The 22,873-nt window shown below is 58.9% G+C and carries 18 protein-coding genes and 3 pseudogenes; 20 read left to right on the top strand and 1 reads right to left on the bottom strand.

Annotated elements, in window-relative coordinates; all coding sequences use genetic code 11:
* From EN969_RS00540 to EN969_RS00530, 3 genes and pseudogenes are all read left to right on the top strand, one after another.
* Positions 1–762, top strand: a 762-nt coding sequence (locus EN969_RS00540) for a histidinol-phosphate transaminase (protein WP_164758119.1), incomplete at its 5' end; no start/stop codon positions are given.
* Between the two features lie 71 nt (positions 763–833).
* Positions 834–1,868, top strand: coding sequence for an LLM class flavin-dependent oxidoreductase (locus EN969_RS00535; RefSeq protein ID WP_063169375.1), 1,035 nt, complete (start codon positions 834–836; stop codon positions 1,866–1,868).
* Between the two features lie 254 nt (positions 1,869–2,122).
* A pseudogene (locus EN969_RS00530) lies at positions 2,123–3,325 on the top strand (IS3 family transposase).
* On the opposite strand, the pseudogene EN969_RS00525 reads toward EN969_RS00530, so the two are convergent.
* Positions 3,320–3,461: pseudogene (locus EN969_RS00525) on the bottom strand (transposase); the annotation flags it as partial. The pseudogenes EN969_RS00530 and EN969_RS00525 sit on opposite strands and share 6 nt — an antisense overlap.
* Before the next feature lie 369 nt (positions 3,462–3,830).
* On the opposite strand from EN969_RS00525, the gene queC reads away from it, so the two are divergent.
* The 17 genes and pseudogenes from queC to EN969_RS00435 all read left to right on the top strand — a co-directional run bounded on the left by queC (position 3,831) and on the right by EN969_RS00435 (position 22,375).
* Positions 3,831–4,529 (top strand): 7-cyano-7-deazaguanine synthase QueC, encoded by a 699-nt coding sequence (gene queC / locus EN969_RS00520; protein WP_063170389.1) that lies wholly within the window; start codon positions 3,831–3,833, stop codon positions 4,527–4,529.
* Positions 4,529–4,885 (top strand): 6-carboxytetrahydropterin synthase QueD, encoded by a 357-nt coding sequence (gene queD / locus EN969_RS00515; protein WP_063169374.1) that lies wholly within the window; start codon positions 4,529–4,531, stop codon positions 4,883–4,885. The genes queC and queD overlap by 1 nt, the downstream gene beginning before the upstream one ends.
* Before the next feature lie 5 nt (positions 4,886–4,890).
* Positions 4,891–5,616 carry a 7-carboxy-7-deazaguanine synthase QueE gene (gene queE / locus EN969_RS00510; RefSeq protein WP_164548811.1) on the top strand — a complete coding sequence of 242 codons (726 nt, stop codon included), beginning with the start codon at positions 4,891–4,893 and terminating at the stop codon, positions 5,614–5,616.
* A gap of 770 nt (positions 5,617–6,386) precedes the next feature.
* A complete protein-coding gene (locus EN969_RS00505; protein ID WP_063169372.1) occupies positions 6,387–7,139 on the top strand; it encodes a carbonic anhydrase in 753 nt (250 codons plus the stop codon).
* Positions 7,140–7,299: 160 nt separating this feature from the next.
* Positions 7,300–7,496 (top strand): annotated as a pseudogene (locus EN969_RS35735) (7-carboxy-7-deazaguanine synthase QueE); the annotation flags it as partial.
* Positions 7,497–8,593: 1,097 nt separating this feature from the next.
* Positions 8,594–9,487 carry a nitrogenase iron protein gene (gene nifH / locus EN969_RS00490; protein ID WP_024505261.1) on the top strand — a complete coding sequence of 298 codons (894 nt, stop codon included), beginning with the start codon at positions 8,594–8,596 and terminating at the stop codon, positions 9,485–9,487.
* Between the two features lie 87 nt (positions 9,488–9,574).
* Complete coding sequence (nifD, locus tag EN969_RS00485) at positions 9,575–11,077, top strand: nitrogenase molybdenum-iron protein alpha chain (RefSeq protein ID WP_024505262.1); 1,503 nt, start codon at positions 9,575–9,577, stop codon at positions 11,075–11,077.
* Between the two features lie 129 nt (positions 11,078–11,206).
* Positions 11,207–12,748, top strand: coding sequence for a nitrogenase molybdenum-iron protein subunit beta (gene nifK / locus EN969_RS00480; RefSeq protein WP_024505263.1), 1,542 nt, complete (start codon positions 11,207–11,209; stop codon positions 12,746–12,748).
* A gap of 61 nt (positions 12,749–12,809) precedes the next feature.
* Complete coding sequence (nifE, locus tag EN969_RS00475) at positions 12,810–14,294, top strand: nitrogenase iron-molybdenum cofactor biosynthesis protein NifE (RefSeq protein WP_024505264.1); 1,485 nt, start codon at positions 12,810–12,812, stop codon at positions 14,292–14,294.
* 8 nt (positions 14,295–14,302) lie between these two features.
* Complete coding sequence (gene nifN, locus EN969_RS00470; protein ID WP_024505265.1) at positions 14,303–15,655, top strand: nitrogenase iron-molybdenum cofactor biosynthesis protein NifN; 1,353 nt, start codon at positions 14,303–14,305, stop codon at positions 15,653–15,655.
* Positions 15,652–16,149, top strand: coding sequence for a nitrogen fixation protein NifX (gene nifX / locus EN969_RS00465; protein ID WP_063169371.1), 498 nt, complete (start codon positions 15,652–15,654; stop codon positions 16,147–16,149). The genes nifN and nifX overlap by 4 nt, the downstream gene beginning before the upstream one ends.
* Positions 16,150–16,165: 16 nt before the next feature.
* A complete protein-coding gene (locus EN969_RS00460) occupies positions 16,166–16,645 on the top strand; it encodes a NifX-associated nitrogen fixation protein (protein WP_024505267.1) in 480 nt (159 codons plus the stop codon).
* Positions 16,642–17,457, top strand: coding sequence for a response regulator transcription factor (locus EN969_RS00455; protein ID WP_063169370.1), 816 nt, complete (start codon positions 16,642–16,644; stop codon positions 17,455–17,457). The genes EN969_RS00460 and EN969_RS00455 overlap by 4 nt, the downstream gene beginning before the upstream one ends.
* A gap of 95 nt (positions 17,458–17,552) precedes the next feature.
* A complete protein-coding gene (locus EN969_RS00450) occupies positions 17,553–18,425 on the top strand; it encodes a universal stress protein (RefSeq protein WP_063169369.1) in 873 nt (290 codons plus the stop codon).
* 842 nt (positions 18,426–19,267) lie between these two features.
* Positions 19,268–20,566 (top strand): SidA/IucD/PvdA family monooxygenase, encoded by a 1,299-nt coding sequence (locus tag EN969_RS00445; RefSeq protein ID WP_063169368.1) that lies wholly within the window; start codon positions 19,268–19,270, stop codon positions 20,564–20,566.
* Between the two features lie 13 nt (positions 20,567–20,579).
* Positions 20,580–20,957 carry a hypothetical protein gene (locus EN969_RS00440; RefSeq protein ID WP_024505270.1) on the top strand — a complete coding sequence of 126 codons (378 nt, stop codon included), beginning with the start codon at positions 20,580–20,582 and terminating at the stop codon, positions 20,955–20,957.
* Between the two features lie 254 nt (positions 20,958–21,211).
* Complete coding sequence (locus EN969_RS00435) at positions 21,212–22,375, top strand: TlpA disulfide reductase family protein (RefSeq protein WP_245438181.1); 1,164 nt, start codon at positions 21,212–21,214, stop codon at positions 22,373–22,375.
* Positions 22,376–22,873 lie beyond the last annotated feature (498 nt).

Genomic DNA, 22,873 nt, shown 5'->3' with positions numbered 1-22,873 from the left:
CTTGCCATGTTGCAGGGTGCCGAGTTTCTCGAAATCGCATCGAGCGAAGCTCATCCCCTGCCGATAGAAAAACTGCTGTCCGGCCCCGCAAAAGACGCGAAGTTCATTCTGTTGGCTAATCCGAACAATCCGACCGGAACATTCGTGCCGGTGGCCGAAATCGAACGCCTTGTGGAGCAAGCAGATCGCTTGGTCGTCTTGGATGAGGCCTACGTTGACTTCGCACCCGACAATGCCCTGCGCCTCGTCAATAGACATCCGAATCTTTTGATCTTGAGGACTTTTTCAAAGAGCTATGCTGCCGCTGGCGTGCGAGTCGGCTTCGGTTTCGGTCACCCAGAAATCATTGGCAGGCTGCGCAACATCCAGAATGTCTTCAACATGAACGTGATCGGGCAGGCGGTCGGGAAAAGCATTCTTGCGCATCGCCACGCCTACGAAGAGAACCACAGGCACATCAAGCATGAACGACAGCGAGTGACCCTGGCGCTGTTGCAACTTGGCTTTTCCGTAACACCCTCCCACGCAAACTTTTTGCTGGCCCGTGTGCCGGCGGGACAGGAGGGCTCATGCTGGCAAGCCGCGTTGAAAGAGCAGGCGATCCTCATCGCCAGCTTTCCTGACGTAGATTTGAAGAACTGTATTCGCGTCAGCATTGGCACCACAGAGCAGATGGACAAATTCCTTGCTGCCGCCGAACGCGTCTGTATGAACTTTAAGAAGGATCGCGGTGCTCACAAGCATGAAGTCGATTCACATTAAGCATCAAGTAATGATATGTCGTGAGCTATGATGATTAGCGAATAAATATAGGTAATTTGGAGAACAATTAATTGAAGAAAATTTCCGCTTCGGGCCTGACCTTCGGCATCTTCGATCATCTGGACGAAAACGGCGATGACATCGCACAACAATATGCAGATCGGCTGAGCCTAGCAGAAGCGTGCGATGGCTATGGCTTTTATGCGTATCATCTCGCCGAGCACCACTGTACGCCGCATGGCAGAGGTCCATCACCGAATTTGTTCTTAGCGAGCGTCGCCCAGCGAACCCGCAGTCTTCGTGTTGGTCCCATGGTAATGCTACTTGCGCTCTATCATCCGCTGCGTGCCTTCGAGGAGATCTGCATGCTTGATCAGTTGAGCGGCGGCAGGCTTGAACTCGGCATAGGGCGCGGCTCTGCTCCCACTGAATTGGGATACTTCGGGGTTGCTGTAGAAGCAGCACCAGAACAGTATGCGGAGGCCAGTGAGATTCTCATCAATGCGATGAAAGGCGGGACGCTTTCTTATCAGGGCCGCCACTTTGAGTTGAAAGATGTTCCGCTGACGTTGAGACCTCACCAATATCCCCGTCCGCCGACATGGATCGCCACCAATCGACCCGAGCCGGCTAGCTGGGCCGCTGCGAATGGGGCAAACATCGCCTGCGTCGGACCTTCCACTTCTGTTCGCAGCGTTACCGACGCGTTCCGCGCCGCCCGAATTCACGATGCTGACATTGGCCAGCAAGCGCCATTTCTTGGATTGCTCCGAATGGTGGTGATAGGGCGTTCTGAAACAGATGCGTATTTGCTCGCAGCACCTGCCTATGAACGATGGCTCAATAGCTTCAAATTTCTATACGAACTAAATGCCATTTCCACTCCACCAAACTTGCCTTTGAACTTCGATGCAGCAATTGAAAGTGAATTGTGCGTCGTGGGAACGGCAGATTCTGTCCGAAAAGCTCTCCTTGATCAGCTGGAAGAGGCAGGTGCTAATTATCTTCTGTGTCAACTGGCATTTGGGGATTTGCCGCTGGATGCCTCACTATACACCGCATCGGCCATTGGATCCGAAATCATGGCTCGAGTTGCCGCATCGTGAATCCGTCGTGTGATTGGAGGAGCAGCGGCAGCGCTGCTCCTCATTGCGAAACGGTTGTGGGGGCCGGACTCCTGTGTCAGGTGTAAACCATTGGAGCACGTCCTATCTGATCCAGGTCATATCCTGCGGCTTTGAAGTAGTTGGCACATTCGGCTGGGGTGAAGAGGTCGACGACCGCGCCGAGGCGTCCTGACCTTGCCCCTCTGATCTAATCCGGTTTGAAGTTCGTTCTGGCCCATCCAGAGGACCAGGACATGAAACGCAGCCGCTTCTCTGAAGAGCAGATCATCGGAATTTTGAAGAAACACGAGGCCGGGGTATCGGTTGGCGATCTGTGCCGCAAGCACGGGGTCAGCGACGCCTCGATCTACAATTGGAAGGCCCGCTTCGGCGGGATGGATGTCACCGAGGCTCGGCGACCTGAAGGCGCTGGAGGACGAGAACACGCGCCTGAAGCGGCTTTTGGCCGACGCCATGCTCGACAATGCCGCGTTGAAGGACCTTGTGGGAAAGAAATGGTGACGCCCGCCGCCAAGCGGAAAGCTGTCGCTCGCCTGAAGGAAGGCTTCGGGATGAGCGAACGGCGGGCGTGTAAAGCCATCGGCTGTTGCCGCATGACGGTTCGCTACCAGACCAGCAGGCCGGACGACCGCGAGGTTCGCGAGCGGATGAAGGCCGATCGCGCAGGAGCGTCGCCGGTTCGGCTACCGGCGTCTTCTCGTGATGCTGAGGCGGGAGGGCCTGGTCGTGAACCACAAGAAGCTGTTCCGGCTCTATCGGGAGGAGAAGCTCGCCGTCGCCGCCGTGGCGGCCGCAAGCGGGCGATCGGGACCAGGGCGCCGATGCTGGTGCCGCTGAGGCCCGACGAGCGCTGGTCGCTCGACTTCGTATCGGACCAGCTCACCGACGGGCGCCGCTTCCGCATCCTGGCCGTCGTCGACGACTGCACGAGAGAGTGCCTCGCACTCATCGTTGATACGTCTCTCTCGGGCATGCGGGTTGCCCGCGAATTGGACGGCTCATCACCGAGCGGGGCCGGCCCAGGATGATCGTCAGCGACAATGGCAGCGAGTTCACCTCGAACGCCATCCTCTCCTGGGCGGATCAGAACCGCGTCGAATGGCATTACATTGCGCCCGGCAAGCCGATGCAGAATGGCTTCATCGAGAGCTTCAACGGCCGACTGCGCGATGAACTGCTCAACGAGACGCTGTTCACCTCGCTGGCTCAGGCGCGCGTAGCCATCGCCCTGTGGCACGCCGACTACAACACCGCGCGGCCGCACTCCCCCCTGGCAGACCCCGGCCAAGTTCGCCAGCACCTTCAATCCGCGACGGTCGCTCGCGCTGCGCTATGCCAAAGGCTCCGCGCCAGCGCCCGTCGCTTCACCCGCCCAGCAGGGCACAACCCACGCCGGAAACGAACTCAAAACTGCTGGGGCAACGTCAGTCCCATAGAGCCTTGATGGTTATCTCGGCCTTTGCTCGCAGCAGCGCCTTAGGTTGGGCGAAGGCGTTCTCAATCGGATTGAAGTCGGGACTGTAGGGCGGCAGTTAGAGCAGGCTCGCCTGCGGCCTCAATCGCGCCGCGCAGGGTTCTCCAGGCGGATGTCGCCAATGTCAAATTTGCTGGCATCCATGTCGCCCTCGCCAACCGCACAAGCGAAGGCCAGAAAGCCAACATGTGTTCTGCGGCTTAATTAAGAGTCAGCCGATGTCGGCCGAACATCACCTTGTCTCGAAGTCGACGATCGGACAGCAGGTTGCGAAAGTTGGCGCGATGCGAAACAAACTGCTGAAGCGCTCAACTTTTATTGATCACGCGTGTTGGACGCGACGCACTCCCGTTCCAATCGGGCTGAGCGCAAATTCTCCCGGTTCACAAAACTGAGTCGCTGGAGTAGTGGGGGCGCAGAGAAATCTCCGGTCGCAGCCTTACCCGGTCAAAACAAGGATACCAATGATGAAGACTCTCGCCGTCTGCTCTGGCGGATTGGACTCCGTTTCCCTTGCTCACATGGTGGCAGCGGAGCACGAACTCACCGGCCTTCTATCTTTCGACTATGGCCAACGGCACAGGAAGGAATTGGGCTTCGCCGCTCTTTGCGCGCAGCGACTGAAGGTCCCGCACCAGATCATCGACATCGGCGAAATTGGCCGTGGCCTTTCCGGCTCAGCGCTGACTAGCAGTATCGACGTGCCGGACGGCCACTACGCCGAAGACACGATGAAGATTACGGTGGTGCCGAACCGCAATGCCATCATGTTGGCAATCGCCTTCGGTCTCGCCGCCGCCCACAGCGCCGAAGCGGTGGCGGCGGCCGTGCATGGTGGGGACCATTTCATCTATCCCGATTGCCGTCCGGCCTTCATTGAAGCTTTCCAGACAATGCAAGACCGCGCGCTCGACGGCTATGCGCAGATACGCCTCTATGCACCGTATGTGAATCTCGGAAAAGCTGACATTGTTGCGGATGGCGCAAGATACGGCACCCCGTTTGCTGAGACCTGGTCCTGTTACAAGGGCGGCGTGCGTCACTGCGGACGATGCGGGACCTGCGTCGAGCGGCGCGAAGCGTTCCATCTCGCCGGGCACGCTGATCCCACCGACTACGAGGACGCCGATTTCTGGCTTGAGGCGCTGCGCAGGAGGCGCGCGTAATGTTCCACATCAGCAAGGAATTCCACTTCTCGGCCTCGCATCAGCTCACCTCCTTGCCTCCCAACCATCAATGCGCGCGCCTGCACGGGCATAACTATGTCGTCGTAGTGGAGCTGTCGGCCAAGGAACTGGACGCCCACGGCTTCGTGCGCGACTATCACGATCTGGCGCCGCTCAAACGCTACATTGACGAGAGCTTCGACCATCGGCACCTCAACGACGTGCTGGGACATGAGAAGGTCACGGCGGAATGCCTGGCCAGACATTTCTATGAATGGTGCAAGGCACGTCTGCCGCAGACCGCGGCCGTGCGCGTTAGCGAAACACCGAAAACTTGGGCGGAATACCGTCCGTGACCGACATGCATCCCGCAATCCGTGTGAGCGAGATATTCGGGCCGACTATCCAGGGCGAGGGCGTGCTCATCGGCTTGCCGACGGTGTTCATCAGAACCGGCGGATGTGATTATCGCTGTTCATGGTGCGACAGCCTTCACGCGGTGGACAATCAGTATCGCCATGAATGGCTACCGATGCCGATCGATGCCGTGTGGCAAACCGTCCATGCGCTTTCCGGCGGCAGGCCGGTTATGGTCTCCTTGTCAGGCGGCAACCCGGCCATTCAGCCGTTCGGTCCCCTCATAGAACGAGGCCATCGCGAGGGCTATCGTTTTGCACTGGAAACGCAGGGTTCCGTGGTGAGGGAGTGGTTTGCGGATCTTGACGTGCTGACCCTTAGCCCAAAGCCGCCGTCCAGCGAGATGACGACCCGTTGGGCTGCGTTTGATGCATGCCTCGAAGCGGCGCAAGAGAAGCCGCAAATCGTGCTCAAGCTCGTCGTTTTCGACGAGAGTGACTATGCCTACGCCAAAGAAGTCGCGGCGAGATATCCGCACCTTCCGATCTATCTGCAACCCGGCAATCACACGCCGCCGCTCCCTGGCAGTGAAGACGCCTCTGTCGACTTGGACGGAATAATGATGCGAATGGAATGGCTTGTCGAAAGGGTGACTAGCGACAGGTGGTTCGAAGCCCGCGTGTTGCCGCAGCTGCACGTTCTGCTTTGGGGTAACAAGAGGGCGGTCTAGTCTGTGGCTTGCGTCGCACCGGAAGGCCGGGCTCCAACGGCTTGGCAGGCTCTCTTCGCGTGCCGAGTACAGCCGAGCTTTGTTCGCGTCAGCGGTCTCGCGATTGTGCGGCTGGAAACCGCCCGGACACCCCGCTGCCGGCGTGTGTCACCTTGACTCCGATGAGCTGTCGTCACGCAAAGTTGAAATCCGCAAGAACTGGCCTTCTCGCCCCACCTGCTCCGTCGCAAGCACGTCATCCCCTCATCCTTGTCCAGCTCTTATCGATGTATCTCATTGTCCGGCCTGACGCACGACTGTCAGCATGGGAATGCATCCATTGCGCAAATGCCTTCCATAAAGAAGATCGATTTCCTCATTGGCCCAACGTGAAATATAGCAACGTTTTCGTGGCGTGGGTCGGCTGCGTCGGGAGTAGCGATGAAAACGTATTGGGGTCGCCTGCGTCTCCTTGGGCAGCGAGTGTAAAGTATAGCGATGCGGCCTCCGGCGCGAACGGCAGCCGCGCAGTGATCACCTTCGCCTGTGCCTTTGCGGCGGGGGTCAAGCGCTGGTCTGCTAAAATTTTTTATCGTTTAGCTGGTTGAAACTGCCCCCGTTGCGGGCTGCAGAAGCCGGCCAGCCGAGAAACGGCAGCCGCACTTATGAAAGCACGCCAAGGCGTGCGGGCATCTATCAGTTGCAAAGGACAATACTGGCCGCGCCGATTGGCCATCACGCGTCCATTAGGGCAGCCACCAACATCAGTTCGCAAGAGGAGCAAAAGTAATATGTATCGTCGTCACCTGATCAAAGGGTTGGTTGCGCTCGGCGCATGCCGGATTTGCGTTCAAGCCGCCCAAGCGACCAGTGCCCATTGGGGGTACACCGGTCCGGTCGGACCGGAGCACTGGGCTGATCTGGATAAGGAAAATTTCGTATGCTCTGCCGGCACGCAGCAATCGCCGATCAATATCAACAGCGCGGTCAAGGCGGATATCCCGCATATCGCCATCGGCTGGCACAAGGGCGGCGGCAATATGGTGAACAACGGCCACACCATTCAAATCAATATGCCACAAGGCAGCACGCTGACCCGCGGCGATCGTGTCTACGAACTGGTACAGTTCCATTTCCATGCGCCAAGCGAACATCACGTGGCGGGCAAGAGCTTCCCGATGGAGGTGCATTTCGTTCACAAGGACACGCAAAGTGGTACTCTGGGCGTGCTGGGCGTCTTTTTAACGCCCGGCGCGACAAATGCCAGCTTTGCTGCCCTTGCTGCGGCCTTTCCCGAACTGCCGAATGGGGAGGTGACGATCGACGAGGTGAATCCCAACTGGCTTCTGCCAGCCTCGCTTGGCTATTGGACTTATGAGGGCTCACTGACGACGCCGCCGTGCACCGAAAACGTCGAGTGGATGGTGGCGATGGAACCGGTTGACGTTGATCCGGCAGACATCCAGCGATTTGCCTCACTCTACCCGTCGAACGCGCGCCCTATTCATTCACCCAATCGACGCTTCATCCTGCGCCAGAGTTGAGCGCCGCCCCAGCGGTTCCGCACGGTCCAACATTCTTGGCACAAGTTGGCGCGAAGCCTCCTCTTCCGGTCTGGCGGTCTGACGGCGCTCCCCAAGCTGGCTAGTCTAAATGATAGGGATTCGGTGCCGACACCACTCGTCCCAAATACGTCGCGGCGAGGTTTGTCTGCAACCCGGCAATCACACGCCGCCCCGCCGTGGTAATGAAGACGTCTCTGTCGAGTCCGACGGAATATGATGCGCATGGAACCGCTGGTAGAAAAGGTGACCAGCGACAGGTGGTTCGAAGCCCGCGTCTTGCCGCAGCTGCACGTTCTACTCTGGGGTAACAAGAGGGTAGTGTATACCTTCTCCTAGCTTCGCCGCCAACTACTCGGTTTTCCGAATTGCTCTCTATATTCTTGAAGACGATGCGTTCGTTAAAGACATGTGCTGCGCACCTGGTGTAAAAGCTGCTCTCATCATGCAGAGGTCAAGCCAGTCGGGCTCATCCGAGGCTATGGCCGTGAGCACTGTTCAGTTCGGCAGAGAGGGCGCTTTTGTACACACTTTGCGATCGTGGCGGCCCCGTGGGCAGATCTGCAAGCTGCCGCGACACTAACCTCTCGAAGCCCGCCCGCCCGCCTTTCGTGCAGCTTCCTCTGAACAAAACCACCGCTCGCCCTTCAATAGGTTGATGCGTGTCTCCCAGTAAGATTCCTGTCCAAGAACGTGATAATCTTCTTGCCAGTGTTGTAGCTGATGTTGCCCTTGATGCCGCAGCCTACCGCGGCGGGACCAAACTCAATGGCAAGCAGGCCGGCTAGGATCGTGCAGCCAGTCGCGAGCCTCGCCCACAACGGGGTCTCACGCGCATGAGGGCGCCGACCATGGGTTCGGCGGTTCATACGCGTATAACACGTATCTTTCTGAAAAAATCAATGCTCTCGGCTAAGCTACTGAATTATTTGGCTTCCATATAGCGCGTCGGCGGAACCAACTTGTAGACGGGCTATGAAAGGTTAAGCGCGGATGTCTATCGGCCGCCGGCGTTCCCGCTCTGTAAGCCTGCCTGAACTACCCGCGCCGCGGTCAAGCCCCAGGCTCCTGCTCATCCAGCGACCGCCCGATCAATGGCAGGCTGGAAAGACAAGAGCCGATGTCTTCCGATGGTCTCGCCATCAGCTTTGGGCTAACTTCCCCATTCTCCCGCTTCGAGCTCGACACACGGCGGTTTGGATGGCGCACGACAATCTGTGTCGGCTTTGTCGTGTCCGTGACAGACGCCTGAAAGGCCCGTTCGCGCGTTTTGCCGCCGTCTAAGCGGCTGGAATTTAATGACAAAGTTTCTTCTGGGATCGGCCGATCACGCTGGTACGCTTTTTGCGATGCTTGGTGTGAGGCGGCACGAGCTGCCTATCGGCACTTGTGTCGCGGGCAGTCGCGATAATTAGAACGAAGGAAGGAAAGCTATTATGTCAGGTCTGCGTCAGATCGCCTTTTACGGAAAAGGCGGCATCGGCAAGTCCACCACGTCCCAAAATACGCTCGCTGCCCTTGTCGACCTCGGGCAGAGAATCCTCATCGTAGGATGCGACCCCAAAGCCGATTCCACACGCTTGATCCTGAATTCGAAAGCTCAGGATACCGTCCTGGATCTCGCCGCACAGGAAGGCTCGGTGGAAGACCTCGAACTCCAGGACGTGCTCAAGGTGGGCTACAGAGGCATCAAGTGCGTGGAGTCCGGCGGCCCCGAGCCGGGTGTCGGTTGCGCCGGCCGCGGCGTCATCACCTCGATCAATTTCCTCGAGGAGAATGGCGCTTATGACGATGTCGATTATGTCTCCTATGACGTCCTCGGCGACGTGGTATGCGGCGGCTTCGCCATGCCGATCCGCGAAGGCAAGGCCCAGGAGATCTATATCGTCATGTCCGGCGAGATGATGGCGCTCTATGCCGCCAACAACATCGCCAAGGGCATCCTCAAATATGCCCATTCGGGCGGTGTGCGGCTGGGCGGGCTGATCTGCAATGAACGTCAAACCGACCGCGAACTCGATCTGGCCGAAGCACTGGCTGGCCGATTGAATTCCAAGCTCATCCACTTCGTGCCCCGCGACAACATCGTCCAACATGCCGAACTCAGGAAGATGTCGGTGATCCAGTACGCGCCGGACTCAAAGCAGGCAGGGGAATACCGCGCTCTGGCCGAGAAGATCCACGCCAATTCGGGCCAGGGTACGATCCCGACGCCGATCACCATGGAGGAGCTGGAGGAGATGCTGCTCGACTTCGGCATCATGAAGACCGACGAGCAGATGCTTGCCGAGCTTCACTCCAAGGAAGCGGCGAAGGCGGCGGCCCAGTAGTGACATTAGCGCTGCCATGAATCGGCGCGCCTTGCAGAGAACGGCGCCTATTCTTTGAGGCGTCACCCAACCTTGAAAGGGGGACTCATGAGCCGGGAATACGAGAATGACGGTGCTCTTCATGCGAAGCTTATCGAAGAGGTGCTGTCGCATTATCCCGACAAGGCGGCGAAGCGCCGCAAGAAGCACCTCAACGTCGCAAAGAGCGGCAACGAGGCTGGCGGGGAAAGCGAGGTCCTTTCCGAATGCGACGTCAAATCGAACATCAAGTCCATTCCCGGGGTGATGACGATTCGCGGCTGTGCATATGCTGGTTCGAAAGGCGTGGTGTGGGGGCCAGTCAAGGATATGGTCCATATCTCGCACGGCCCGGTCGGCTGCGGCCAATATTCTTGGTCGCAGCGCCGCAACTACTACGTCGGTACAACGGGCGTCGACACGTTCGGGACAATGCAGTTCACCTCCGATTTCCAGGAGAAGGACATCGTCTTCGGCGGCGACAAGAAGCTGGAACAGATCATTGACGAGATTGAAGTCTTGTTTCCGCTCAACAACGGCATCACCGTGCAGTCCGAATGCCCTATCGGCCTGATTGGCGATGACACCGAGGCCGTTTCTCGCAAAAAGACCAAGGAGTATGACAAGACGATCGTGCCGGTACGCTGCGAGGGCTTCCGCGGCGTCTCGCAGTCGCTTGGCCACCACATCGCCAATGATGCAATCCGGGATTGGGTCTTCGACAAAAAGGATGTCAAGTTCGAGGCCGGCCCCTACGACGTCAACGTCATCGGCGACTACAATATCGGCGGCGATGCCTGGGCCTCGCGCATACTGCTTGAGGAGATAGGGCTGCGCGTGGTTGGCAACTGGTCGGGTGACGCCACACTCGCAGAGATCGAGCGCGCCCCGAAGGCTAAGCTCAATCTTATCCACTGCTACCGGTCGATGAATTACATCTGTCGGCATATGGAGGAAAAGTATGGCGTCGCCTGGATGGAGTACAATTTCTTCGGTCCCTCCCAGATCGAAGCCTCTCTGCGCAACATAGCCAAGCATTTTGGGCCGGAAATCGAGGAGAAGACCGAAAAGGTCATTGCCAAGTACAGGCCGCTTGTTGATGCGGTCATCGCCAAGTACCTGTCGCGCCTGGAAGGAAATACCGTGATGCTCTATGTCGGCGGCCTGCGCCCCCGCCACGTCGTCACGGCCTACGAGGACCTCGGCATGGTCATCGTGGGCACCGGCTATGAATTCGCCCACAGCGACGACTATCAGCGCACCGGCCACTACGTGAAGAACGGCACGCTGATCTACGATGACGTGACCGGCTATGAGTTGGAGAAATTCATCGAAGGGATTCGCCCAAATCTGGTCGGCTCGGGAATCAAAGAAAAATACCCGGTGCAGAAGATGGGCATACCGTTCCGCCAGATGCATTCCTGGGATTATTCAGGCCCGTATCACGGCTACGACGGCTTTGCCATTTTCGCACGTGATGTGGATCTCGCCATTAACAACCCGGTCTGGGACCTATTCCACGCGCCTTGGAAAAGAAGCCGGGGCGATGAGCGGGCGATGGCTGCCGAATAAACATTTGCTTCAGCCCCAGTCTCCCACTGAGACGGTGAACTCCCGCGGCCTCTGATCCGCCGGAGCCTGGAACGTCTTGACGTCCTGAGCTGCCGTCCCGCGCAGCCAGATGCAAAAGAGGTAATCATCATGCCGCAGTCGGCTGAAAAAATTCTCGATCACGCTCCCCTGTTCCGCGAGCCGGAATACAGAAAGATGCTCGCTGAGAAGAAGCTAAACTTCGAATGTCCGCACCCCGATGAAATCGTTTCCGATCAGCGCGATTTCACCCAGACGTGGGAATACCGCGAAAAGAACCTCGCCCGCAAAGCGCTTGTCGTGAACCCGGCCAAGGCCTGCCAGCCGCTGGGTGCGGTATTCGCTGCCGCCGGCTTCGAGCGAACCATGTCCTTCGTCCACGGCAGCCAAGGTTGCGTCGCCTATTACCGCTCGCACCTGTCGCGCCATTTCAAGGAGCCTGCCGCGGCGGTCTCCTCCTCAATGACCGAGGATGCGGCGGTGTTTGGCGGCCTGAAGAACATGGTCGACGGGCTCGCCAACACCTACCAGCTCTACGACCCCAAGATGATTGCCGTGTCGACGACCTGTATGGCAGAGGTCATTGGCGACGACCTGCACAGCTTCATCCAGAACGCCAAGGACGAAGATTCAGTCCCGCGCGACTTCGACGTGCCCTTTGCCCACACCCCGGCCTTCGTTGGCAGTCATGTCGACGGCTATGACAACATGGTCAAAGGCATTTTGGAGCACTTCTGGAAAGGTCAGGAGCGTACGCAAATCGAAGGAACCATCAACATCATTCCGGGCTTCGACGGCTTCTGCGTCGGCAACAACCGGGAGCTCAAGCGCCTGCTCGATGTAATGGGCGTGTCCTATACATTGATCCAGGATGCCTCTGACCAGTTCGATACGCCTTCGGACGGTGAATACCGCATGTATGACGGGGGCACGAAGATCAACGAGGTGAAGAAGGCCCTCAACGCCGAGGCAACGCTTTCGCTGCAGCATCACAACACCCGAAAGACACTGGGCTATTGCGAGGAGGTCGGGCAGGCGACGGCCTCGTTCCACTATCCGCTCGGCGTTCAGGCGACGGACGAATTCCTGATGGAGGTCGCGGCGATTTCCGGCAAGGAGATTCCCGAGGCAATTCGCCTCGAGCGCGGCCGACTGGTAGACGCCATGGCGGACAGCCAATCCTGGCTGCATGGTAAGAAATACGCCATCTACGGTGATCCCGACTTCGTTCACGCAATGGCCCGCTTTGTCATGGAGACCGGCGGCGAGCCAACCCATTGCCTCGCCACCAATGGCACCTCGGCATGGGAAGCCGATTTGAAGAAGCTGCTAGCATCCTCGCCTTTCGGCAAGGCTGCCCAGGTTTGGGCGGGCAAGGACCTGTGGGCGCTGCGCTCGCTGCTCTTTACCGAGCCGGTGGACCTTTTGATCGGCAATTCCTACGGCAAGTACCTGGAGCGCGACACCGGAACGCCGCTGATCCGGCTGATGTTTCCGATCTTCGATCGGCACCATCATCACCGCTTTGCGCTCTTTGGCTACCAGGGCGCGTTGCGCGTGCTGACGACGATCCTCGACAAGATCTTCGACAAACTCGATCGCGAGACGAGCGAGACGGGTGTGACGGATTATTCCTATGACCTCACGCGCTAAGAGCCGTGGCCGGCTTTTCGCCGAGGCCATTCCTTGCCCAATGGACTGGGGAGGCTGAGCGATGTCCTCCCTCAGCGCCAAAATCAAGGACGCCTTCGATGAGCCCGCCTGCGATAAGAACCGTGGCAAAGATGCCAAGGCGCGCAAGGAGGGCTGCTCGAAGTCGCTGACACCAGGGGCGGCAGCCGGCGGCTGCGCCTTTGACGGAGCCAAGATCGTCCTGCAGCCGATCACCGACGTTGCGCATCTGGTCCATGCGCCGCTCGCCTGCGAGGGCAATTCTTGGGACAACCGTGGTGCGGTTTCGTCAGGGCCGACCTTGTGGCGGACAAGCTTCACGACCGACCTCACCGAACTCGACCTGGTGATGGGGCAGGGCGAGCGGAAACTCTTCAAGGCGATCCGCGAGATCAAGCACACATACGCGCCGCCGGCGATCTTCGTCTACTCAACTTGCGTAACGGCGCTGATCGGTGACGACATCGAGGCCGTGTGCAAACGCGCCACGGAAAAGTTCGGTTTGGCCGTGGTGCCGATCAATGCGCCTGGCCTGGCAGGCTCCAAGAACCTCGGCAACAAGCTCGCCGCCGAGGCGTTGCTCGATCATGTCATCGGCACGGTCGAACCCGACGACCCCGGGCCCTACGACATCAACATCCTTGGCGAATTCAACCTCTCGGGCGAATTCTGGCTTGTAAAGCCGCTCCTCGATCGGCTCGGCATCCGGGTGCGCGCCTGCATTCCCGGCGATGCGCGTTACCGCGACATTGCTTCCGCGCACCGCGCCCGGGCGGCAATGATCGTGTGCTCGACCGCGCTGATCAGTCTTGCCCGCAAGATGGAGGAGCGCTGGGACATCCCGTTCTTCGAGGGCTCCTTCTATGGCATCTCCGACACATCGCAAGCTCTTCGCAACCTTGTCAGGCTGCTGGTGAGGAAGGGCGCCGATCCGGAGATCCTCGAGCGCACGGAGACGCTGATCGCGCAGCAGGAGGCGATCGCGTGGAAGAAACTCGAATCCTACCGGCAAAGGCTCCAAGGCAAGCGCGTGCTGCTCAACACAGGCGGTGTGAAGTCCTGGTCGGTTGTCCGTGCGCTGATGGAGATCGGAATCGAGATCGTCGGCACCTCGGTCAAGAAATCTACGGTGCAGGACAAGGAGCGCATCAAACAAGTTCTCAAGCACGACAAGCATATGTTCGAATACATGGCTGCGCGCGAGCTGTACGCCATGCTCTCTGAACACAGGGCCGATATCATGCTGTCGGGCGGTCGCACGCAATTCATTGCGCTCAAGGCCAAGACGCCCTGGCTCGATATCAACCAGGAGCGCCAGCACCCTTATGCCGGCTATGCCGGCATGGTGGAACTCGTACGCCAGATCGACCTCGCCATTCACAATCCGGTCTGGTCTCAGGTGCGCCAGCCGGCCCCGTGGGATTGCCAGCCTGATCTAAAAGACGAACTGCCATGCACGAAGAAGGAGTCCGGGCACCTGTTCGATGAATTCGCCGGCGCGACGGCACACGAGTTCAGCGAGTGTTGAGGCGACCGATGGCCCGCATCCTTCCCCAGACCAAATCCGCGGCGGTGAACCCGCTGAAGTCGTCGCAGCCGCTGGGTGCCGCCTTTGCCTTTCTTGGGGTCGACGGCGCGATGCCGCTGTTCCACGGCAGCCAGGGATGCACAAGCTTCGCGCTCGTGCTCTTCGTACGGCACTTCAAAGAAACGATTCCATTGCAGACAACAGCGATGGATGAGGTGGCGACCATCCTCGGCGCTGCCGACCATCTTGAAGAAGCCATCCTCAACCTCAAGAACCGCACGAAGCCAAAGCTGATCGGGGTGTGCACGACCGCGCTGGTGGAGACGCGTGGCGAAGATTGCGCGAGTGATATTGCGAACATCAAGCTGAAGCACACGCAAGAGCTTGCGGGTACGGAGGTCGTGCTGGCCAACACGCCGGATTTTGACGGCGCGATCGAAGAGGGCTGGGCCAAGGCAGTCACCGCAATGATCAAAGGGATTACAGGCTCGGGCGAACGTGCGCGGCAGCCGAAGAAGATCGCGATCCTGCCCGGATGCAACCTCACTGTCGCCGACATCGAGCATATGCGTGACATGGTTGAAAGCTTTGGGCTCAAGCCGGTTATTCTGCCCGACATTTCAGGCTCGCTCGACGGTACGGTTCCTGACCGCTGGGTAGCGACCACATACGGCGGCACCAGCGTCGAAGACATTCGCGAGTTGGGCACGGCCATGCAATGCATCGCCATCGGTGAGCACATGCGCCGCCCGGCGAAAGCGCTGCACGGGTTGACCGGCGTGCCTTACGTGTTGTTCCAGTCACTGACTGGGCTGCAGGACACGGACCGCTTCGTGTCGCTGCTGTCTGCGATTTCGGGCGCGGCGGTACCGGCCCGCGTGCGCCGGCGCCGGGCGCAATTGCAGGACGCGATGCTCGACGGACATTTCCATTTCGGCGGCAAGAAAATTGCCATCGCTGCCGAACCAGACCAGCTGTTCCAACTTGCGACCTTCTTTGCTGGCCTCGGCTCCGAGATAGCCGCGGCCGTCACAACGACCGACAGGTCTAAAATTCTCGAGAAAGTCCCGGCGGTTTCGGTTCAGATCGGCGATCTCGGCGATCTGGAAAGTCTTGCCGTCGGTGCTGACCTGCTTGTCACGCATTCGCACGGGCGCCAAGCATCGGAGCGGCTCCGAATTCCGCTCATGCGCATCGGGTTCCCGGTCTTCGATCGACTAGGCAGCCAGCACAAGCTCGCAATTCTCTATCAGGGCACCCGCGACATGATCTTCGAGGTCGCCAGCATCTTCCAGGCCAACCAACACGCGCCCACTCCTGAGGCGCTTGATCCACTCCGTAATCGAGAAATATCACGATGAACGCTGTTCGCCGCCTCTCGCTGGTCAGTAGTGAGGTTTTCGCCCCGATGCCTGAACGACGTAAGGGCGCATTGCGCGTTGCGATCGCCACTCAGGACATGCAGGACCTCAACGCCCATTTCGGGTCGGCCAGGCGCTTTGCTGTCTACGACGTGACGCGCGAGGAATGGAATCTCGTAGAAGCCGTGGCCTTCGATGACGTGTCCGATGAAAGCGGGGAGCATCGGGCCGAGCGCGATGATCGCATCACGCCAAAGGTGGATGCGCTCAAGGGCTGTCAGATCCTGTTTTGTCTGGCAATTGGCGGCCCTTCGGCAGCCAAGCTTGTCGCGGCAAAAATCCACCCGATCAAAGTGGCGGAGCCCCAATCGATCCCACAGGTGCTCTTGCGCACGCAGATGATGCTCAGGACGTGTCCTCCGCCTTGGCTGCGCAAGGTGCTGGCGCGAGCGGGCATTGCCGAAAAGAAACCGTCCTTCGAGGACGAGGACTGAAAAGAGGAGGACGCCAATGCCTGACCCCGCAATCCCCCCAGCTGTCGCCGAAGACGAGGCGGCTCTTTGCACCCCGTTCGTCAAATGCCTCGTGCGGCTGATCCGTTCTCAGGATTCCTATGGCTCGTGGGAACGCAAAGCGGACGCTGAGCTGCTGGGCGACTTCATCATTACCAAGGAACAGCGCCGAGGGATCCCAATCATCGGAGATCCCGATCCCGACGTGCTGTGGAGGCTCGACAAGTACTACGCCGCCATCGGGCTTGCGATCGAGGAGCGCTGCGGCCTTATGGCATCGCCGATGATCCAGGTGAGCCATGAGGGTTTTGGTCGGGTGCTTTTCACGACCGGACGGCTGGTCGTTTTGTCCAAAACGCTGCGCGATGTCCACCGGTTTGGCTTCGAGACGCTCCTGAAGCTCGCCACGGCCGGTACGAAGCTGGTCGACGATGCGATTTCAGTCATCGAAACCTTTCCCCACGTGGCGCTGGCATGATGGGCGCGATTTTCGAGAAAGGCCATCATGACGGACCCGAGAAACTATGTTGGCCAGTCCCCTCGATCCAGGGACTCGAGGCCGACCAGGTTGTTGGGGTATCGCCGATGAAGAAGCCGCTGGTCCTGATCTGCTCGCAAGATGCCGAGTTCTATCTGCTCTACAGCCACATACTGGAGGTTGACGGTTTCAGCAGTGAGACGGCAGACGGCGCGAAGGCTGCGCTGGCCTTGGCCGAACAACGGGAGCTTCAGGCCGTAGTGCTGGATTGCGACCCAGCCAGCATAAACGGGTCCGCAATTTGCGCCCACCTCAAGCGGGAACCGCGCACCACCGACCTGCCTATCATCGCCCTGATCGCGCCTGGCGCCGAGCACCAGCACCTCGATCTCTTGAAGGCAGGCGTTGAGAGCTTTGTGCGGCCGGTGGCTCCGGCCAAGCTGCTCGACTGCCTGCGGGCGAGGCTCGGGCTGACCAAGCGTGGTCCGAACGGGGTTGAAAACGACAGTTGGATTTGTTGTGGAGGCCTGGAGATGAAGCTCGATGCCCATCGGGTTCGCGGTAATGGCCACGACATCCATCTCGGACGGATCGATTTCAACGTGCTGCGGCTTATGATTGAGGCCCCCGGCAAGGTCTTCAGCCGGGACGAGCTTATCGGGGCGGCCTGGCTGCCCAACATTCATGTCGGTGCACGCACCGTCGATGTCCATATCAGCCGAATCAGGAGGGCGCTGAAAACGGCCTTGCCCGGCAGCGTCATTCGCACCGTCAGGTCGGCCGGCTACTCGCTCGAGAAGCCGGACGACTGAAATCGGTGATCGAACGTGGTGCCGCTCTCTCTTCCTCCTGAGAGCGGTGTTGCCGCTTTGAGGCGCTCCTAACGAAGACCAGGAGAAGCAGGCAAATGGAATTTAAAAGCATATTCAGTGTGACGGGTGCTGATCATTCTGATGAGGACCTCACAACAGCTGCCGGACTGTGTGCCGAGGTCGGCGCGCACCTATCGGTACTCATTATACCGCCTCCATTGCTCTTGATGTCGTCTCCGCCCCCCGAATGGAATACAGGACGTGCACAGGCAATTGCAGTACCGAACTATCGATTTCAGCAAATCGAGAAATTTTCACAGGACGTGACCAGAATGGAAAGACGGTCCGCGGATATCCTCAAAAGGCTGAAAGCTATGTCGCTTTCCTGTGACGTTGACACCGACTATTGCGATCCGGCTAGCCTCGGTGAAGTGGCACGACAGCGGGCGCTCTGCGCTGACCTGACGATCGTTGGAGGAGACCTCCTCAACGATGAGACTCTCGGACCTCCTGTTGTCAACGGCTGCTTGTTCGATAGCGGAAAGCCGGTGCTCATCGTGCCGAAGGGCGTTAAGGCGACGCTGTCGCCTCGACGCGTGCTGGTCGGCTGGGATTCGCGTGTAGAGGCCTCGCGTGCGGTTCGGGAAGCTCTTAGTATCCTATCCGCTGCCAAGGAAGTCTGTGTCGCTATGGTCGATCCAAAGGCGCAAAACAACGGGAAAGGCGCGCAGTCTGGAGCTGACATCGCTGCCTATCTTACTCGGCACGGTGCTCGGGTCTCCGTTGACCTGCTTAAGAGCGCCGGCAAATCGGCGGGCACAGTGCTGACCCAGCACGCGAACGACATCTGTGCTGACATGATGGTTATGGGTGCTTATGGCAGCCGTGGGCTGCGTGAGCGGATTTTCGGCGGTCCGCCGAGCTGGAGCTTTGGGAAGACCACATTGCCGCTGTTTTTGGCTCGCTGATCAGCTCCGTAGGAACACCGATCAGGTCGTAGGACCGCCAACCAGTCCGAAGTCGTCGTCGGTTACCGGTCGGATTGCGGAGACATGGCTGGATCCGCGAACATCTTGCGACGCTTGTCAGAGCCAAACCGGACGCCTCGACTGCTTCACGACGCTCTCGTGAACCAACTCGTGCGAGATCGTCCGCAACGGGCAGTAAAGACGAACGGCTGCAGCAGACCGCAGCCAAGCCACAGGGCGGGTGTACCAGGAGACCCCGCCTCGTGCGCGAACCCTGTTGGAAGGCCCCTTATCAGTACCCGGACGCGCGTCAAATCGGCGGCTGTCCCTGTCAGCCTGCGGTGTGCAAGGGCCGCTGCCGCGGAGCTTCCCCTGCCCGATCGTCGGGCGTGCGACAATGTCGGATTCCAGACGAGCTGGAACTGCGCGAACTCGTTGGTTTGACAGGTCTTTATCCGGCACGCCGCATGCATGGGAGTCTCCGAAAGCATTAAGAGCCGTTATCCATGGTTACGCCCCTCGAAAGAAAGAGCCGCTTCCGTCGTGGCAGGGAAACAGCCACTCCTGGGGTGGAGGCCGGCGCTAGAAGCCGCCGTAAGATCCGGAAGAGCCGCGCGACAGCATCACACACTTTCCTTCTGCTCTTGGGTTCGGATCACGCCGCGCCGCTGTCGATGCCGCCGACATTGAGCCCAAGACCTGGAAGGCGGCACACGCTTTTGCTGTCCTCTCAGTCGGGACCGCGGCTCAAGCATGCCTGTGAGGTTCGCATTGCTCAATGCCCGGCAATCGACGTCAACATGCCGCTGAGTTGGAAAACACTCCTAGAGGAGTAAGGATAAGTGGACCTCTTTTGTATTGGTGTGGGTGCTGGACCATCTAATTTGAGCCTTGCGTGTCAGATACAGGAAGAGATTGCGCAAGGGGCACTGTTCCTGGACCGGGAGGTCGATTTCCGAGGACATCCAGGCAGCGCTTTCGATTGCGCGGAGCTCCAGGTCGGCCACTTCCAGGATCTGGTTACTCTGGTCAATCCGCGATCAGCCTACACATTCGTAAACTACCTCCACGAGAACGGGCGTCTTTACAATTTCCTCAATGCGCAATTTCACGGGGTGCTTAGAGCCGAGTTCGCCCAATATCTCAACTGGGCGTTCCAGAAGAATCCGCTTGTCCGTGGCGGCGAGGCCGTTCGCGAAATCCGCTTTGACGGCGAGTTTCGCGTGCGGACGGACAACGCGGTCCTTGATGCAAGAAACCTCGTCATCGACATAGGCAAGCAGGCGCAAATTCCGCCTCAGTTTCATGGCTGGACTGGACCCAACCTGTTCCACTCATCTGAGTTGGCCCACATCAATCCTGAGGTGCAAAAAAAGCATGTCTGCGTTGTTGGCGGCGGACAGTCGGGAGCCGAGCTGCTACTGCACCTTGTCGGCCGGCCGAAAGAACGGCGGCCCGCGGCGATCACATGGGTCTTGACGCGCGAGATGCCTTTCGACGACCACGCGTTCACAAACGGGCTGTTCACGCCATGCTTCTCGGATCGTTTTGCTGCGATGAGCGAGGTGCATCGACAGCTGTTCCTGCGGCGTTTCGCGCTTGCCTCCGAGGGCATTTCAGAAAGCAAGTTGCGCGCGGTCTATCAGGCGCTCTACCACCACGCCTTTCTCGAGCCACACCAATGCGAGATCACATTGCGGCCAAGTTGCAACGTGTCGCGCTGCATCAATGCCGGAGCAGGGCACAGGCTCACGCTGCAACGCGGCTTGGACAACATCGGAGAAGTAACCGCCGATATCGTCATCCTGGCCACCGGGTACGAGAAACCGCTGCCGGGTTTCCTAGAACCGATCGCAGATCGCCTCGAACAGATCGGCAATGAGCTCGCCATCGGCGAGGATTTTTCGGTGTACTGGGACGGACCGCGAGACCGACGCCTTTTCGTTCAGAACGCCTGCCTTGGACAGCGCGGGCTGGCTGATCCGAACTTTGGGCTGCTGGCCTGGCGAGCGCGCCGCATCCTTGACAGCCTTCTGCGGCGCGCGCCATGCGCCAATCCCGAGCATCTAGGGTTCATCAACCGTCCCTTGACGGAGTGCTGGCCCGACCTCGGAGTCGAACAAATGGGCAGCGGGATATGATTCGTCGATATTGATGATCGGCGGTGGCATTCAGGAAAGATTTCCGCCTCTGGCGGCAAAAGCGGGACGAGCAATATTCCTACGGCGTCAGATCGCTCTGCTCGCGCTTGAGCAAGGTAGCGTCGCGCGACTCCTGCTTGGCGTGAAACAGCAAAGGGCATTCAATCACGATGCAGCTTTACGTGCTGTCGGGCTCAACGCCACGTGGATCGAGCCCAACGCCGCCGTTGGCAACCGCGACGCGAATTATGACGCCGGGCCACATGCGGCGGTGGCTGCAAGGGTACCGAGCCTCTCCCGCACTTTCGACCCCATCGCCGAAGTGCGACTACTCCAGGACGCCGAAGCCGGTCTTATCGCCAGCGGGCCAGCCAAACTCTCACCTTCCTAAACGGCAGCCGCTAAGGTGAGCCGTCGAAAGCCGACATTCAGGTTAACGTCAGCTGGCCGTGTTAGGGCTCGCTTATTCAAGGCGGTACCGGCGCTTGCCGAAGCTAAGAAGGGTTGGCATGCCCTTTGCCGTGCTTGATGTGCGGCAACACGGTGAGAGCTCCGCTGAAGCAAGCGAGAGGGAGCAATGCCCTCGAGACCGTGTCCGATTTTGACTGGAAAATATTCCGCGACAAAAGAGACGAAAGGTGTGGAATGACTTTGGACACCAAGATGGAACTGCGTATGGGGTCCCCGGCTCCTGCGCTGAAAGTGGAGAACTGGCTGCGTGGCGAGCCCCTCACGAGCCTTCGGCCCGGCAAGGTCTACCTCGTTGAATTTTGGGCGACTTGGTGCCGACCATGTGTCCACGCCATGCCCCATTTGATCGAACTGCAGGAGAAATATAAAGACAGCGGATTTGAGATTATCGGAGTCGCAGCTTGCGAAAAGGCTGCAACCGCGGACGAAGCGCGGACCAACGTGGATGCCTGGCTGACCGAGAAGTTCCCGAATCTGAATTATCGGACAGCGTTCGATTGCACTGGCGAAATGAAAAAGCTCTGGCTGGAACCCAGCTCTTCGTTCGGGATTCCCACCTCGTTCGTGGTCGACCGCGACGGCCACATCGCTTATATCGGCCACCCGGCACCTCTCGATGACGTTTTGCCGAAAGTCCTTAACGGCAGCTGGCGCAGCAGCTATGAAGCGAAAGCCGTCGATGCAAAGCGAATCTCGCGTGTGCGCGAATCGTCGCTGAGTCAGCCGATATACGCCAAACTTGGGCCGGCGATGCAGGACGAGGATTGGGCAGCGGCACTATTGGCCATCGAAGAAGGCCTCGCCGTGATGCCAGACTCTTTTGATTTTCGGCGGGTTCATGCGGATATTCTGCTTCACAAGCTGCGCGACATCAAAACCGGCTTGCCGCTTATGCGCGAATTGGTCGAGGACGCGATCAACAAAAAGTTCGAAGCGATGTCTTGGGTGGTGATGGCGCTGAACCAACTCTTCCATCCCACGATCGACAACTCCCATCTTCCGCATGATGATCGCTTTGCGATGGGCAAGGAGCTCTCCGAACAGATCCTGGAACTTAATCCTCCGCAAGGCGATGGAGACTTTAAATTCGGGTGTTACTTTCCGGTCGCTCAGTATTATTACGAGAGCGGCAACAAGGACCGGGCGATCGAGTTGATCGAGGTGGCAATCAAATCGCTGGACCATTCGGAGCCAGTGCCGGACCAAACCAAACAGCGCTACCTCACCTCGTTGCTCCAAGCCCTGGCCAACTACACGGGTGAGCCTGCCTGTCACGCGGGTCTCTGTGTGGCTCCGCAAAACAAGACTTCCGAAACTCAAAACGCTGTCACTTCCTGAGCAAGGATCGCGAAGGGCATGACAATTGGAATTGAACACCGGCAAATCCGCCCGCCCAGGCGCACTTCGCAGCAATAACGTCGATGCCGCAAAAGTGCGCGGCTTGCGGCAGGTGGAATTTCCATTGCGTTTACCTCGGGTCGAACCGCGGCGCAGGCGTTCGCGCCGCGGTGAAAGGTCTCGCATTGGTGGACGTGCTCGAGGTCGGCCACGGGACACTGTTGCGTGGGATCGGCTCGCCCAAGCCATTCCCCGCCCACGCAAGCGCCCGAACCACACATCGCAGAAAAAGAGATCGTCCTTCAAGAGGAGTACTGAAATTGGGGAAAAGCGAAATTCCTCATGAACCGGTTGGCCCTGCTGTCCACGGGGACGACGAGGCCCTTGCTTCCCCGTTCGTCAAATGCCTCCTGCGGCTCATTCGTACTCAGGATTCCTTCGGCTTATGGGAAGGCCATTCGGATGCCGAGCTGCTGGCCGAGTTCATCATCACCAAGC

The organism is Mesorhizobium sp. M7A.F.Ca.CA.003.01.2.1 (genome assembly GCF_003998945.1).
GTDB classification, from domain to species: domain Bacteria; phylum Pseudomonadota; class Alphaproteobacteria; order Rhizobiales; family Rhizobiaceae; genus Mesorhizobium; species Mesorhizobium ciceri.
The sequence above is the reverse complement of the archived record's forward strand: the minus strand, read 5'-3'. Positions and strand labels throughout refer to the sequence as shown.